Raw genomic sequence first — 13307 nt, forward strand, 5'->3', positions numbered from 1 at the left:
GCTGCTTGAATGAGCGGTTCGGGATGGACTGCCCATATCAGGGCCAACATTGTCCTTTATGGCGCGCTGGCGGCCAATCTGGGAATTGCGGTCGCCAAATTCGTGGCGGCCGCCATCACCGGTTCGTCGTCTATGCTGACCGAAGGCTTCCACTCGCTGGTGGACAGCGGCAACCAGCTCCTGCTTCTCTACAGGCAGAAGCAGGCGCGCCGCCCCGCCGATCGCGCCCACCCCTTCGGCTATGGCCGCGAACTCTATTTCTGGGCCTTCGTGGTCGCGATCCTGATCTTCGCTGTCGGCGCGGGCGTATCGATTTACGAAGGCTGGACGTATGTCCAGGCGCCCGAGCCGCTGCGCGATCCCACCATCAACTATATCGTCCTGGGCATCGCCTTGGCGATGGAGGGCACCTCCTGGCTGATCGCGATGCGCGACTTCAACCGCAAGCGCGGCGCGGCAAGCTGGTGGCAGTCGGTCCGGCGATCGAAAGACCCCGCAGGCTTCATCGTGCTGTTCGAGGATAGCGCCGCCCTGATCGGCCTGCTCGTTGCAGGCATCGGTATCTGGGCAAGCCATCATTATGCCGATGCTCGTATCGACGGCATCGCATCGATCCTGATCGGCCTGGTGCTGGCCTTCGTCGCCGTCATGCTGGCGCGCGAAGCCAAGGGCCTGCTGATCGGGGAAAGCGCTGATCCAGCCTTGATCGAACGGGTGTGGACGGCGATCGAGCGTCGGGCGGAAATCGTCGCGGTCAATCATGTCAGGACCATCCACACCGCGCCCGACGCCGTGTTCGTTGCGATCAGCGCGGATTTCGAGGATGCGCTGACCATGGGCGACGGCGAAACGCTGATCGGAGCGATCGAGGCCGAACTCAAGCATGCCATGCCGGAACTGACGTCCATCTATATCCGGCCGGAAAAACAACGCATGGCCGCTGCTACCGCCGTCCCGTAGGCGCGGCGGAAACTGACAGGGCTTATGCGGTGGTCAGGACGCCTTGATAAGCGGGATCTTCCAGCGCTTTGCCGGCCCCCATGGCCACGCAGATCAAGGCATTTTCGGCCACTTTGACCGGAAGCCCCGTATGGTCGGACAATGCCTGGTCAAGCTGGCCGAGCAAGGCGCCGCCGCCGGTCAGGGTGATGCCTTCGTCGATAATGTCTGCGGATAATTCGGGTGCCGTTCGCTCCAGCGCCGACATGACGGCCAGCTTGATCTGCCCAACCCCCTCCGACAGCGCTTCGGCGATCTCCGCTTCACTGATCCTGATTTCTGCCGGTCGGCCGTTCACCAGATCGCGTCCCTTGACGCTGATGACCCGACCTTCATCGACAGGAATGACGGCGGACCCAATGGCATGTTTGACCCGCTCCGCCGTCATCTCCCCGATCATCAGATTATGATGCCGCCGGATGTGGGACGATATCGCATCGTCCAGCTTGTCGCCGCCCATTCGGACGGAATTGCTGTACGCGATGCCCTGGAGCGACAGGACGGCGACTTCGGTCGTTCCGCCGCCGATATCCACGACCATAGCGCCGCGCGGCTCGGTCACAGGCAGGCCCGCGCCGATCGCCGCCGCCATCGGCTCGTCGATCAATTGCACCCGCGATGCACCGGCGTTCATGGTCGCCACCTGGATGGCGCGACGCTCCACCATGGTCGATCCCGATGGGACGCAGATCACTACCTCGTGGCGGCGGCCGAACCGGCTGCCCCCGCCGATCGCCTTGGCCATGAAATGCTTGATCATCTGTTCGGCTACGTCGATGTCGGCGATCACCCCATCGCGCAACGGCCGTATCGCCTGGATGTTCGCGGGGGTCTTGCCCATCATCGGTTTGGCTTCATTGCCGACCACCTTGACGCGCCGCACGCCGCCGACAGTCTCGATCGCTATGACGGATGGCTCATTCAGGACGATGCCGCGATCGCGGACGTGGATGACCGTATTTACCGTGCCAAGGTCGATGGCCATGTCGTGCGTAGAGGAAGCGAATAATCGTCTTATCATGGGGTATCCGAGCGGGGGCGGGGGGTGACGCCGCTTTGCCCAATGCAAGTCCGGGCACAAGGCCGGCACGCCCGGCCGGATGATTGTCGCGGTCACCGGAGTTTCGGCCGCCGCCCAGGCACCCATTACGGCATCTATTGGCGGCGCATAACCTGTTCGGCCCATAAGCCAAAGGCGATCCCGATCGTGGCCCACAGGATCATCTGGGTCAGGATGGCGGCGACCCGGAAATTCCAGAGCAGGGTCGCGGGATAATCGGCCGGCACCTCATTGACGACGGGCAAGAGACACTGGCCCAGAAGGACCAACGTGATGTAGGCGCCGACGACGAGCAGGGTCGCGTCGATGCCCTTACGCGACCGGACCAGGGCGGCGCGCAGTTTCGATGCGATCACCGCGCCACCCACGGACAGCGCGATCATCGCGAAATAGGCGGCGGTGCGCAGGCCGACGGTGTCATGGCTCCCCACGGCCGGCGGCGTCTGGGGATATTTGATCCCCGGCACGATGACGATCAGCAGGAAGGCGAGCGCCGCCAGCAGCAGCGCGAAGCTGCGCGGCCCCGCCTGCCCGAAGCGGCCATAACCATAAGCGAACAGCAACGAAAATATGCCGCCGACGGCAGCGCCATACAGCATCATCGCCGTCAGCAGGCCCGCACCCTTCTGGGTCGCACGGCTCACCAATTCTTCCTCTTCATGCGGCATCGGCGCATCCCCATAATGGGCCGCGTGCACGCTTTCATAAGCTATGGCGAGGTCGATTTGGGGTTCCGCGGTCAGGCGGGCGAACATCGTCGCGATAATGGCCGCCACTATGCCGACCACCATGCCACGCCACAACAGGCTCTTCGTCATCGCCCGCTCAGTGGCAGGGGAAGCCGAGAAGATGCCGGCCGTCATGCACGAATTCATGCACATACATGCCGTCGAACAGCGCGAAAGCGCCTTGTTCGGTGCTGACGAAGTAGAGGAAGATAAGCGCGATCAGCGCGCCGAACATGGCCCATGGGGCGATATCCGCGACTGGAATGGTTTCGACGCCCTGTACGGGAATGAAATGATCGTCAAACAATGCGGCACTGGCTGCCATGGTTATGCTCCTGTAGGGGATTGCGCGTCCCGCGAGAGATATCGTTCAGGACGAAGGTCTGGCTCTCGACATTTTACGTCGATCACAGTGGCGCGACCGCACCGGGTTTTCACCGGCTTCTTCTTCCTGATAGCCATGGCGTTTAGAGTGGGGCAAGGCCGCTCGTCAACATATCTCGGAGGTTCCACTGGGCACGTCGCTCTTTCTTCTCTGCGTGGCCTCCACGCCATCGAGCCGCATCGGCGGCTTCCCGGCGCGGGATGAACGCCTCGACGCGCGGGGCGCGCGCGACGCCGCCTGCTATCGTCTGCCCCCGAAGCTGGCTGGTCGTGCATTCCGCAGCCCCTCGCTCGCCGCCGCCCAGACTGCCCAGGCCATAGGAGTTTCCGCCACAGAGGAGGCCGCCCTGGCGGACAGGGATGTAGGGCGATGGTCAGGACGATCGATCGAAGACATAGTGGCGGATGAGCCGGCCGCCCTGTCCGGCTGGCTGGCAGACCCCACATGCGCCGCCGCTGACGGAGAAGCCATGGCGACGGTCCAGCGACGGATCGGCGCATGGATCGACCGGATGGCGACCCAGGCCCAACCCGTCTGCGCTATCACCCATCCCATGACGATGCGCGCCGCGATTGCCCATACCCTGGGCTTTCCGCCCGCAACCACGCTCAATATCGACATCACGCCGCTGTCGTGCATCCGCCTCTCGTTCAACCGCATCTGGCGGCTTCAGGCGCTGGAGACGAACCGAGGCGCGGCACCCTCAGCCCCAGATGGCGGGCAGGTCTAGCCCCTTGTCTCGCGCCGATTTCCCCTGGAGACAATATCCCTTAGGACATGGTTTTCGATTCGGGCCGCCCCAACTTCATACCCTATCCCAAAAGCGGCCCCGGCAGGCTGCCGGTCACTGGCCGATTCCCTGAAATCAGCCAGGCGGACGAACATGCGGTGTGATGGTGGTGCGCGCCGTCCTTGGTGCTTGATCGGCGTGCCAGAGACGCTCTGATCTTTCTGTCGGATTCTGCCAGCCGACGGCTGTTTCGGCCGACTTCAGAATGTTCTAAGCATCCCCCATGCGCAGCGACCCACCCTATCGCCGGATCGGCATCATCGGCGCCGGCCGCGTCGCCCGCGCCATGGCGCTGGCCCTGCACGACCACACGACCGATCCGCTGCTGGTCTGGGGGCGCGACCCGGCCCGGCGCGACGCCATGGTCGCCGGCATCGGCCACGCGCGAGCGGCGCATGACCTGACGGCGATCGCCTCTACCTGCGACCTGATCCTGGTCGCGGTATCGGACGACGCCATCCCTGATCTAGTCGGCGCACTGGCGGAACGCCTGCCCGCAGTCGCCGAGCCCTTCATCCTCCATCTCAGCGGCCGCAGCGGCGCAGGGCTCCTCACCCCATTGGCGCAGCGCGGTGCCCTGACCGCGGCGGTGCATCCCGCTATGACCTTCACCGGCGATCCCGTTCAGGAAGCCGCCCGCATGGTCGGCGCCCGCTTCGTCGTCACCGCCGACACACAGGCGGCGATCGCGGCCGCGCAAGCGCTTGTTGCCCTGCTCGGCGGGATCATGGAGCAGGTAGAGGAAGCGCAGCGCGCGCTCTACCACGCCGCCCTATGCCACGCCGCCAATCATCTGGTGACGCTGATCGCTGGTGCGCGTGACGCCCTTACTGCCGCGGGAATCGCCGAACCGGGTGCGCTGCTCGGTCCGCTCGTGCGCGCCGCGCTCGATAACAGCCTCGATCGGGGCATGCCCGCCCTGTCGGGACCGCTGCTGCGGGGCGACGGCGACACCATCGCCGACCATGTGGCCGCGCTGTCGGCCACAAGCCCGCACCTGCTCCCCGCCTATCGCGCCATGGCGACAGCGACGCTGGACGCATTGGAACGCATCGGCGCACAACCGGCGACGGAGCTACGGCAGGTGCTGGCGTCCGTCCCCTAACTATCCAGTTCCTTCATCCTCTCTTGTCGGACGCGCCGCTGCCAAGCTATGCCCTGTCACAGACAAAAAAGGATGTATGCGTGGCCAAATCGCCGACGAATATGCAGGGCAAGGCGGGCGGACGGGCTGGCGAGGCGGAGGAAACCCGTCTCAACATATTGGACGTCGCCACGCTGGAGTTCGCTGACAAAGGGCTAAGCGGTGCGCGCATCGATGAGATTGCCGACCGCACCGACGCGTCCAAGCGGATGATCTATTATTATTTCGGCAGCAAGGAGGGCCTGTATCGCGCCGTGCTGGAACGCGCCTATACTGCGGTGCGAGAGATCGACGCCGACAATACGCGCAGCGACCTTGCCCCCGACGCCGCCCTGCGCGACGTGGTCGGCGCGACCTTCGATTATCATCATCAGCATCCCGAATTCGTCCGGTTGGTGATGAACGAGAATATCCTGCGCGGCGCGCATATCGGCGAGATTCCCGGCATTCGCGAACGCAATCGCAAGGTGGTGGAACAGTTACGCAACATCCTGGCGCGTGGCGTGGAGAGCCGCCATTTCCGCGAAGGCATCGACCCGCTGGAACTGCATATGACGATCAGCGCGCTCTGCTTCTACAATGTATCGAACCGCTACACCGTATCCTACGGCTTCGAACGGGACGTCACCGCGCCCAAGGTGCTGGCGCGGCGGCGCACCAATGTCATCGACATCGTCGAAAGCTGGTGCCGGGTCTGACTTTGGTGTTGCAACACCCAAACTGCGGCTACGCGATCTGCCCTATCAGGCCTGCCGTATCATGATCCTCGAAAGCCGTGGTCAGGCGAAAATGGTTCATGACATTGATTTCCCAACCATAATTGACCACCGGCGTCGTCAGCCAGCCGATATAGACCGCCCACATCAGGCAACGGCCAAACTCGGTGAAACTGTCCTCGAACGAGGGGCCATCGGTCACGCCCTCGACCGCCAGCCTATCGAGATAGAAGCGGACCAGATCCTGTTCATGGGCGCGACGATCCTCCACTGACAGCGCCGTCGTCACCAGATAGCTGACATCGTGCATATGATGGCCGCGACAGGTGAGTTGCCAGTCGAGCAGGCCACCCGACCCGTCAGGCAATATATAGCTATTGCCGATATGCATGTCGCCCTCGACCAGCGTTTGCGGCAGGCTCTGCTGGTGCCGGTGCAGCGCCAAGGTGCCGTTGCGCAGGGCCGGGCCGGTCGTGCGCAGCCGCTGTACCATCTCGCGCTTGAACGACACGGTGTCGATCTCATGCTGGATCAGCGGCTCGGCCCCCACCATCATCAGCTCCGCCACCTTGCCCTCGACATGGCTCCCCGCCCAGGCCAGATCGCCGCCAGGCCGCAGGCGGGGGCTTTCCCAGAAGCGGGCGTGCAGCTTCGCCTGCTGCGACAGGATGGATCGCACAGTGTCGAGCGTTACCGGCGACAGGACACTGGGGAAGGTCGCGCCGCGCAGGGTCAGGTCTTCCAGCACGATCGCAAAGTCGCTCGATACCGCATCGAAGCCCGCGCCGAAACTGCGCGGCGTCTCCAGGTCCAGTTCGGGACGGACGCGGTTGTAGAAATTGACTTCATTTTCGTAGAAGGGTGCCAATATCTTGTCGACGCCGCGCGCGACCTTCACGACCAGGCGTGTGGGCAGGTCTGCCGGACTGCCCGGCCCATAGCGGACATTGACGATCACGCGCCCGGCCGTGGACACGAACTGCTCGCCATAGGTCTTGGCCTCCACCATATCGACATGGGTGACGGTCACGCCGGGCACGGCCTGTGCCATCAGCCTGGTCAGATAGGCGGGCGTGATGTCCGCCGCCGATGTCGGATGCGCCAGTGGGTCGGCCATGCAAAGCTATCCTTTCCTGTTTATTATATCGGCGCGGCTAACCGGCCATGATCCCGCCATCGACCGCCCAGCAGGCGCCATGCACCCGGCGCGCGCGGTCGGACGCCAGGAACAATAGCGGTTCCACCACATCCTCGGGCGGGCAGGGCGGCCGCATCCCGGTGTAACGGGCCAGCAACCGGGGATCGGCGAAGTCGGGAAATGCCATGCCCTTCGTCATTTCCGTCCGCATCGGGCCTGGGGCCAGCACATTGATCCTGACCGGGCTGTCCATCATCTCCATCGCCAGCGACAGGGTCAGGCCGACAAGGCCGAATTTGGACGCGGTATAGGGGGCCAGATAGGCCTGGCCCATGAAGCCCGCGGTGGACGCCACGCTGATGATATTGCCATGGCTTTCGACCAGATGCGGCATCGCCGCCTGCATCAGGAAGAAGGGGCCGGACAGGTTGGACGCGATGGTGCGATGCCATTGCTCTGCCGTGACGTCCGACAATTGATGAAACATTACGTCGGCGGCGATATTGCACAGCACGTCCAGCCGCCCGAACGCCGCGACGGCCGCTGCGATCGACGCAGCGCAATCATCGGCATCGCCCAGGTCGAAGGGCAGTTCCACGCTGCGGCCACCCGCTTCCCCGATCAACCGCGCCGTTTCCGCCAGCTTGTCTGCGCTGCGCCCCAACAGGCACAGCATAGCGCCCTCCCGCGCGAAGGCCAGGCTGGCGGCACGGCCCAATCCCGATCCCGCCCCCGTGACGAGGACGACCTTGCCGGTAAATTCCATCACCAGCGTCGCCGCCATTGCGCGCCGCGCCTGCGCCGACGGAGGGCTTCGTCGCGCTGCTCTGGCGTCATCACCGGCGTATCGCTGGGCAGGTGCGCGCGTATCTCTGCCGCCGGCACGATTCTCAGCAGCGGCTCCGGTCCCGAACTCGCGCCGGTCCAGCGCAGCATCAGCGATCCTTCCAGCCGCCCGGCCGGGTCCAGCCAGTTGGGCACGCCGGGATCGTCGATCGCGATAACGGCGCGAAACCGGCCGTCACTATCCAGAACGGCCTGGCCGCCATTCAGGCTGCTCTGATGATTGATCCAGTCGATCGTGTTCCACAGCGGATCGCTCAGCTGCACATTCCAGTAACGGACCTGATCGGGCATCGCGGTGTCGATAATCATCGCTTGCCCCGCTTCCAGCCGGAAAATGCCCTGATAATAATGCTGCCCGGCCACGCCGCCGCGTCCGGCCCAGTCGTCATATTCAAGGCGGTTGATGAAGCCTTGCGCCCGCTGCCGCTGGCCATAGCCCAGTGCGAAACCGGCATAGCGTTCGACGAAAGCGGACAGGCGATCGAGTCGATGCGCGATCTCGGCCGCCGGCATGGGCGCGCCGCCCACGGGCCGGTCGACCCGTTCGATGGCGATCCGCAATTCCCGGCCCACGCCCCAGTCATAATAAGCGTGGCGCAGGCCGATGGTGACGGCACGTGGATCGAGCGGGAACCAGTCGCCCGCATGATCCTCCGGCCGTTCTCCGCCGACCAATATGTCGAACGCCCCGTCCGGCCCCAGCGTGCAGGCGTCGATGTCGATCATCCCGACAGACGGCCCCAATTGCTCCATCGGCCCTAGCCCGCCCGCGACCAGATCGATGAATATGAACACCCCGTCGCCGCGCTGGCCCGACAGCCGGTACACGCCCCCGCCATCGATCCGCGCCGCGCCATAGATGAAGTCGGGATTGACCCCGACGGTGTTCAGCACATTGCTGACCGACGGCACGAAATCGGGCCGGTCGGCGTCGGCGAACGCGGTCTGGTAGCCGGTGGCGAGCGCGGCAAAGAGCAGGCGATGCGCCTCCGCCCGTGCCTGCGGGTCTGCGGGATCGGCCAATCTGTACAGCACGCTCTCGGCGTTCGCCATCGTTTCCAGCCAGCCGCGCCAGGCGGACGGCTCAGATATAGGCACGGTATGTCTCGATATATTCGGCGAACCGGTCGCTGACCTGATCGGTGGTCAGGCCATAATCGGCCAACGTATAACTGCGCGCGCCATGTTTGCCCGCCGGATTGTCATGCAGCCAACCCAGGATGCCCGCTTCCGAATCCGGCGTGAAGTCCCAGCCGAAATGGTCGTAAGCCGCGCGGATGGTGGACACCGGATCGGCCACCAGATCCTTGTAGCGCATGTCATGGATCGGCAGGTCGGGATGCGCCTTGCGATAGTCCATGCTGCACTTCACCCCGTCCCACCACAGTTGCAGGAACTCGGCCCCCAGCGCGTGCAGGTCCAGATCGTCGTAGGATGGCCCGCGAATGACGCTGATCAATTGCGAGATGGAGGCGATGACGGTGGTGGGATCGCGATGCGGCTGGATGAAGATCGCATCGGGATAGACGCTAAGCAATTCGGGCAGCTTGTACATATGCTCCTGAATCTTGAGCACCCAATGTTTGCCCGGATGGCGCCAGCCCAGATGCTGGAGCCACATCTTGTGCACCTCATAGCGGAAGGTCGCGTCGATCCCCTTGAACCAGTCGTAGAAGCGCGGGAGATGCTGGAACATGCAGGGATTGCTGCTCTGGAACGACGTGGTCATGAACGACCCGCATTCCTGCGGTATCATCGCGCCCAGCGGATGGGCCTTGAGCAATTCATCGGCATCCGCGCCCAGTTGCGCGCGCAGATGCGCGTCGAAACGGGCGATGCGCGGGTCGGTGTCCGCCGTGGCGGCCTCTGGCGGGGGCGAAGGTTCGGCCACTTCCCACATCAGCGGGGTGCGGACCTGCGGGTCGCCGTCCATCAACGCATGAAGAAAACTGGTGCCGCAGCGGGGCAGGCCCAGGATGAACAGCGGCTGCTTGATCTCCACATCCGCAATTTCGGGGTAACGCGCGCGATCATCGGCGATGGCTTTCAGCCGCGACAGATCATCGTTTACGATGTGCAGCGCGCGGGCGTGGCCATTGGTGTTGAGTGCCCGGTCCTCCGCCATCGACGCCAGCAACATGGTGAGGCCGGGCTTCACATTCTCCCGCAGATAGTCGGGCAGGGGATAGCGATCCAGAAGCGTATCGGCATCGGGAAATTCATGGCTACTGCTGATCGTCGCCATGGTGTTACAGCCCCACCGGATAGAATATCGACTTCTGGTTCTGATATTCGTGCAGCCAGTCGGGGCCATATTCGCGCCCGACGCCCGACCGCTTGTAGCCGCCGATCGGGGCATAGCTCATGCGCCCGGTGCCCCCGTTCAGCATGACGCTGCCCGACCGGATTTGCAGGGCCATTTCGTATCCCTTGGCGGCGTCCGCCGTCTCGATGCCGCCATTCAGGCCATAGCGGCTATCATTGGCGATGCGGACCGCTTCCTCGTCGGTGTCGAAGCCGATGATGCAGCCGACCGGGCCGAACACTTCCTCCTGGGCGATGGTCATGGCGTTGTCGACATCGTCGAAAATCGTGATCTCGGTGAAGAAGCCCTTGTCCAGGCCCGCAGGCCGCCCGCCGCCGTGGACTATTCTGGCACCTTCATCACGGCCGATGGCGATCAGATTTTCGACCTTGCTGCGCTGCGATTCGCGGATCAACGGCCCCATTGCAACACTCGGATCGGCAGGATCGCCGATCTTGAACTGGCTGGCGACGGCGCAGGCGGTTTCCACGAACGCCTTTCGGATGCTGTTATGGACCACCAGCCGGGTGAGTAGCGCGCAGCCCTGGCCCGCATTGACGGACAGCACGGCGACCGCCATCGCCGCCGCCCGCGCGACGTCCGCATCGTGCCGCACGATCAGCGCGGACTTGCCGCCCAGTTCCAGATGGACGCGCTTCAGTGTCGGTGCCGCCTGCGCCATGATCGCCGCACCCACGCCTTCGGACCCGGTGAAGCTGACCAGGTCGACGCGCGGGTCGCTGGTCAGCATCGTGCCCACTTCCGGCCCGCCGGTGATGACGTTCAGCACACCCTTGGGCAGGCCGATCTCCTCGGCGATCTCGCCGAACAGCAAAGCGGAAAAGGGGGTGAAGGGGGAGGGTTTCAACACCAGCGTATTGCCCGCCAGCAGCGCCGGCACGATCTTCGCCAGGTTGATGAGGAAGGGGAAATTATAGCCGGTGATGCCCGCCACCACGCCCACGGGTTCGCGCACCACGGTCGTGCCGCCCATCTTGCGCGGGCCATCGGGATTGAACGGGTTGGGCGTAATGTCGATCGGCAGGCGGACGCTGTCGTCGCGGGTCGAATGCTCCAGCGCGGCGAGCAGATGGTCGAGCGGATTGGCGACCTGCATCCCGTGGGTCACCCCCTGCGCGCAGCCGACCTCCGCCACGATCAGCGCGACGATCTGCGGCCGTCGCGCGTCCAGCGCCGCATGCATCCGGCGCAGATAGGTCGCGCGTTCGGCCATCGCCATGCGCGGCCAGACGCCGTTGTCGAACGCCTCGCGCGCCGCCGCGATCGCCGCTTCCGCTGCGGCCGCATTGCCCACGGGCGCGTGGCCGATCACCGCTTCGCTTGCCGGATTGATGATGGCGTCGCGCTCTGCGCCCGCCGCAACCCATGCGCCGTCGATGTAGAGCTTGTCGATCGTTGTGAAGGGGATGGTCATGGCTGGATATCCTGTCCGGGCCGCAGGATCATCTCCGCGGCGTTGAGGGCGATGGCCATCGCTGGCGCATTGGTGTTGCCCGACACGATGGTCGGCATGATGGAGGTATCGACCACGCGCAGGCCGGTCACGCCGCGCACGCGCAATTGCGGGTCGAGCACGGCGTCTTCGTCCGCGCCCATCCGGCACGTCCCGCAAATGTGGAAGGTCGTACCGCCCAGGGCGATGGCGTTGGCGAGAATATCCTCGTCCGCCTCGATACCCACGGTCTTGCCCGTCTCCGCGACGATCCAGTTCTGAAGCGCGGGTTGCATGGCCAGCCCGCGCAGCCAGCGGAACAGCGCGACGAAGTGCGTCCGGTCGGCATCGGTGGCCAAGTGATTGGCGTCGATGATGGGAGGCGCATCGGGATCGGCGGCGCTGATTCGCACCTGCCCCTGGCTGTCGGGCCGCAGATAATAGGCGATGACGGTCATCCCCGGATAAGGGTCCAGCGCCACCGCGCCCTTGGCATCGGTATGGAAGGAATAAAGCCCCAGGCCGATCTGTGCATCGGGCCGGTCGGGCGACGCCTGCGTCTTGATGAAGCCGCCCACTTCATGCGCGGCGTGGGTCAGCGCCCCTTTCGATCCGAAGAAGTAGCGGAGCACCGACGCGATCAGACCTAGGCCAGACAGTTTCTGGTTCAGGCTGTTGCCGCGCACCTTGTAGGTGAAGCTCAGATAGCGATGTTCACGCAAATTGGCGCCGACGCCGGGCGCATCGACCACGACCGGAATGGCCAGCGATTCGAGCAGGGCGCGGGGGCCGATGCCCGACAGTTGCAACAGTTTCGGGCTCTGGATCGCTCCGGCCGACAGGATGATTTCGCGCCGTACCGAGACTTCGTGAATGCCATTTTTATCACGCAGCAGGATGCCGCTGGTCCGTTGTCCGTCGAACAGGATGCGCTGGACGTCGGTGTCGGTCACCACGGTCAGGTTCGCGCGTCCCCGCACCGGTTTCAGGAAAGCGCGCGAAGCGGAAAAGCGCTTGCCGCGATAGGTGGATGTCGGCTGATAACCCATGCCGCCCTGCGTAACCGCGGGGATGTCGTTCATGTCGTCCACCCGCTGCGTCCCGGCCTGCTCGGCCGCGGTCAGGAACGCTTCGCACAAGGGATCGCCAGACGGATGGACGCTCACCTTGAGCGGGCCGCCGGTCCCGCGCCACGCCTTGGCGCCCAGCGCATGATCCTCCAGCGCGACGAAATGGCGGCCCATCGTCTGCCATCCCCATCCGGTGCAGCCTGCCGCTTCCCACGCGTCGTAATCGGCGGGAGCTCCGCGCACATAGACCATGCCGTTGACCGAACTCGATCCGCCGACCGTGCGCCCCTTCAGCCAGCTTTCCTGCGGCGCATTGCCGCCCGGCGACACGGCATAGTCCCACACATGGGGATTGCCCGGCGCCAGCAATTTGCCGATGCCGCGCGGCATCGCGATCAGCGGGCTGTTGTCGTCCGGGCCAGCTTCCACCAGCAATACCGTGACCGCCGGGTCGGCCGACAACCGGTTCGCCAGCACGCAGCCGGACGACCCGGCACCGATGATGATATAGTCGTAGCCATTCTGGTACATGCCGTTAGGGTTCCTCGCCATGGCCGCTAAAGACCATAGACGTGGCCTTAGTCCCACCTGTCGGGTGATAGGTAGGCGGTCGGCGCGCTCATCGCGGACAGTTCGGTTTTCCGCTTGGCTTGCGACCCGCGAATTGCGATGC

13 protein-coding genes are annotated in these 13307 nt (G+C 64.5%); 4 read left to right on the plus strand and 9 right to left on the minus strand.

Annotation, left to right across the window (positions count from 1 at the left end):
* Window positions 1–9: 9 nt before the first annotated feature.
* Complete coding sequence (locus HHL08_RS03840; protein WP_169571158.1) at window positions 10–960, plus strand: cation diffusion facilitator family transporter; 951 nt, start codon at window positions 10–12, stop codon at window positions 958–960.
* Between the two features lie 22 nt (window positions 961–982).
* On the opposite strand, the gene HHL08_RS03845 is transcribed toward HHL08_RS03840, so the two are convergent.
* From HHL08_RS03845 to HHL08_RS03855, 3 genes are all read right to left on the minus strand, one after another.
* Window positions 983–2020, minus strand: coding sequence for a rod shape-determining protein (locus HHL08_RS03845; protein WP_169571159.1), 1038 nt, complete (start codon window positions 2018–2020; stop codon window positions 983–985).
* A gap of 134 nt (window positions 2021–2154) precedes the next feature.
* Window positions 2155–2922 carry a CbtA family protein gene (locus HHL08_RS03850; RefSeq protein WP_235954794.1) on the minus strand — a complete coding sequence of 256 codons (768 nt, stop codon included), beginning with the start codon at window positions 2920–2922 and terminating at the stop codon, window positions 2155–2157.
* Entirely contained in the window at window positions 2885–3112 is a 228-nt protein-coding gene (locus HHL08_RS03855; protein WP_169571160.1) for a CbtB domain-containing protein, read from the minus strand. Before HHL08_RS03855 ends, HHL08_RS03850 begins: the two co-directional genes overlap by 38 nt.
* Before the next feature lie 214 nt (window positions 3113–3326).
* Here HHL08_RS03855 and HHL08_RS03860 point away from each other — a divergent pair, with 214 nt between their 5' ends.
* The 3 genes from HHL08_RS03860 to HHL08_RS03870 all read left to right on the plus strand — a co-directional run bounded on the left by HHL08_RS03860 (window position 3327) and on the right by HHL08_RS03870 (window position 5804).
* Window positions 3327–3902, plus strand: a complete 576-nt coding sequence (locus tag HHL08_RS03860; RefSeq protein ID WP_169571161.1) for a histidine phosphatase family protein — start codon at window positions 3327–3329, stop codon at window positions 3900–3902.
* A gap of 283 nt (window positions 3903–4185) precedes the next feature.
* Entirely contained in the window at window positions 4186–5067 is an 882-nt protein-coding gene (locus HHL08_RS03865) for a Rossmann-like and DUF2520 domain-containing protein (protein ID WP_169571162.1), read from the plus strand.
* Between the two features lie 80 nt (window positions 5068–5147).
* Window positions 5148–5804 (plus strand): TetR family transcriptional regulator, encoded by a 657-nt coding sequence (locus tag HHL08_RS03870; RefSeq protein WP_169571163.1) that lies wholly within the window; start codon window positions 5148–5150, stop codon window positions 5802–5804.
* Window positions 5805–5832: 28 nt separating this feature from the next.
* Here HHL08_RS03870 and HHL08_RS03875 read toward each other — a convergent pair whose 3' ends face one another.
* Genes HHL08_RS03875 through HHL08_RS03900 form a run of 6 tightly spaced genes read right to left on the minus strand, consistent with a single transcriptional unit; the run spans window position 5833 to window position 13165 of the window.
* Window positions 5833–6939 (minus strand): phosphotransferase, encoded by a 1107-nt coding sequence (locus HHL08_RS03875; protein ID WP_169571164.1) that lies wholly within the window; start codon window positions 6937–6939, stop codon window positions 5833–5835.
* 37 nt (window positions 6940–6976) lie between these two features.
* Window positions 6977–7744, minus strand: a complete 768-nt coding sequence (locus HHL08_RS03880; RefSeq protein ID WP_235954796.1) for an SDR family NAD(P)-dependent oxidoreductase — start codon at window positions 7742–7744, stop codon at window positions 6977–6979.
* Window positions 7726–8904, minus strand: a complete 1179-nt coding sequence (locus tag HHL08_RS03885; RefSeq protein ID WP_328804560.1) for a hypothetical protein — start codon at window positions 8902–8904, stop codon at window positions 7726–7728. Before HHL08_RS03885 ends, HHL08_RS03880 begins: the two co-directional genes overlap by 19 nt.
* Window positions 8891–10051, minus strand: a complete 1161-nt coding sequence (locus HHL08_RS03890; RefSeq protein ID WP_206377699.1) for a sulfotransferase family protein — start codon at window positions 10049–10051, stop codon at window positions 8891–8893. The genes HHL08_RS03885 and HHL08_RS03890 overlap by 14 nt, the downstream gene beginning before the upstream one ends.
* A 4-nt stretch (window positions 10052–10055) precedes the next feature.
* Entirely contained in the window at window positions 10056–11546 is a 1491-nt protein-coding gene (locus HHL08_RS03895; RefSeq protein WP_169571165.1) for an aldehyde dehydrogenase family protein, read from the minus strand.
* Window positions 11543–13165 (minus strand): GMC family oxidoreductase, encoded by a 1623-nt coding sequence (locus HHL08_RS03900; RefSeq protein ID WP_169571166.1) that lies wholly within the window; start codon window positions 13163–13165, stop codon window positions 11543–11545. Before HHL08_RS03900 ends, HHL08_RS03895 begins: the two co-directional genes overlap by 4 nt.
* Window positions 13166–13307: the final 142 nt, after the last annotated feature.

It is taken from the genome of Sphingobium psychrophilum (genome assembly GCF_012927105.1).
Classification (GTDB): Bacteria; Pseudomonadota; Alphaproteobacteria; order Sphingomonadales; family Sphingomonadaceae; genus Sphingobium; species Sphingobium psychrophilum.

Coding starts and splice junctions, on each gene's coding strand:
- HHL08_RS03840 (WP_169571158.1), top strand. CDS start 10: ATGAGCGGTTCGGGATGGACTGCCCATATCAGGGCCAACATTGTCCTT.
- HHL08_RS03845 (WP_169571159.1), bottom strand. CDS start 2,020: ATGATAAGACGATTATTCGCTTCCTCTACGCACGACATGGCCATCGAC.
- HHL08_RS03850 (WP_235954794.1), bottom strand. CDS start 2,922: ATGACGGCCGGCATCTTCTCGGCTTCCCCTGCCACTGAGCGGGCGATG.
- HHL08_RS03855 (WP_169571160.1), bottom strand. CDS start 3,112: ATGGCAGCCAGTGCCGCATTGTTTGACGATCATTTCATTCCCGTACAG.
- HHL08_RS03865 (WP_169571162.1), top strand. CDS start 4,186: ATGCGCAGCGACCCACCCTATCGCCGGATCGGCATCATCGGCGCCGGC.
- HHL08_RS03875 (WP_169571164.1), bottom strand. CDS start 6,939: ATGGCCGACCCACTGGCGCATCCGACATCGGCGGCGGACATCACGCCC.
- HHL08_RS03880 (WP_235954796.1), bottom strand. CDS start 7,744: ATGGCGGCGACGCTGGTGATGGAATTTACCGGCAAGGTCGTCCTCGTC.
- HHL08_RS03890 (WP_206377699.1), bottom strand. CDS start 10,051: ATGGCGACGATCAGCAGTAGCCATGAATTTCCCGATGCCGATACGCTT.
- HHL08_RS03895 (WP_169571165.1), bottom strand. CDS start 11,546: ATGACCATCCCCTTCACAACGATCGACAAGCTCTACATCGACGGCGCA.
- HHL08_RS03900 (WP_169571166.1), bottom strand. CDS start 13,165: ATGTACCAGAATGGCTACGACTATATCATCATCGGTGCCGGGTCGTCC.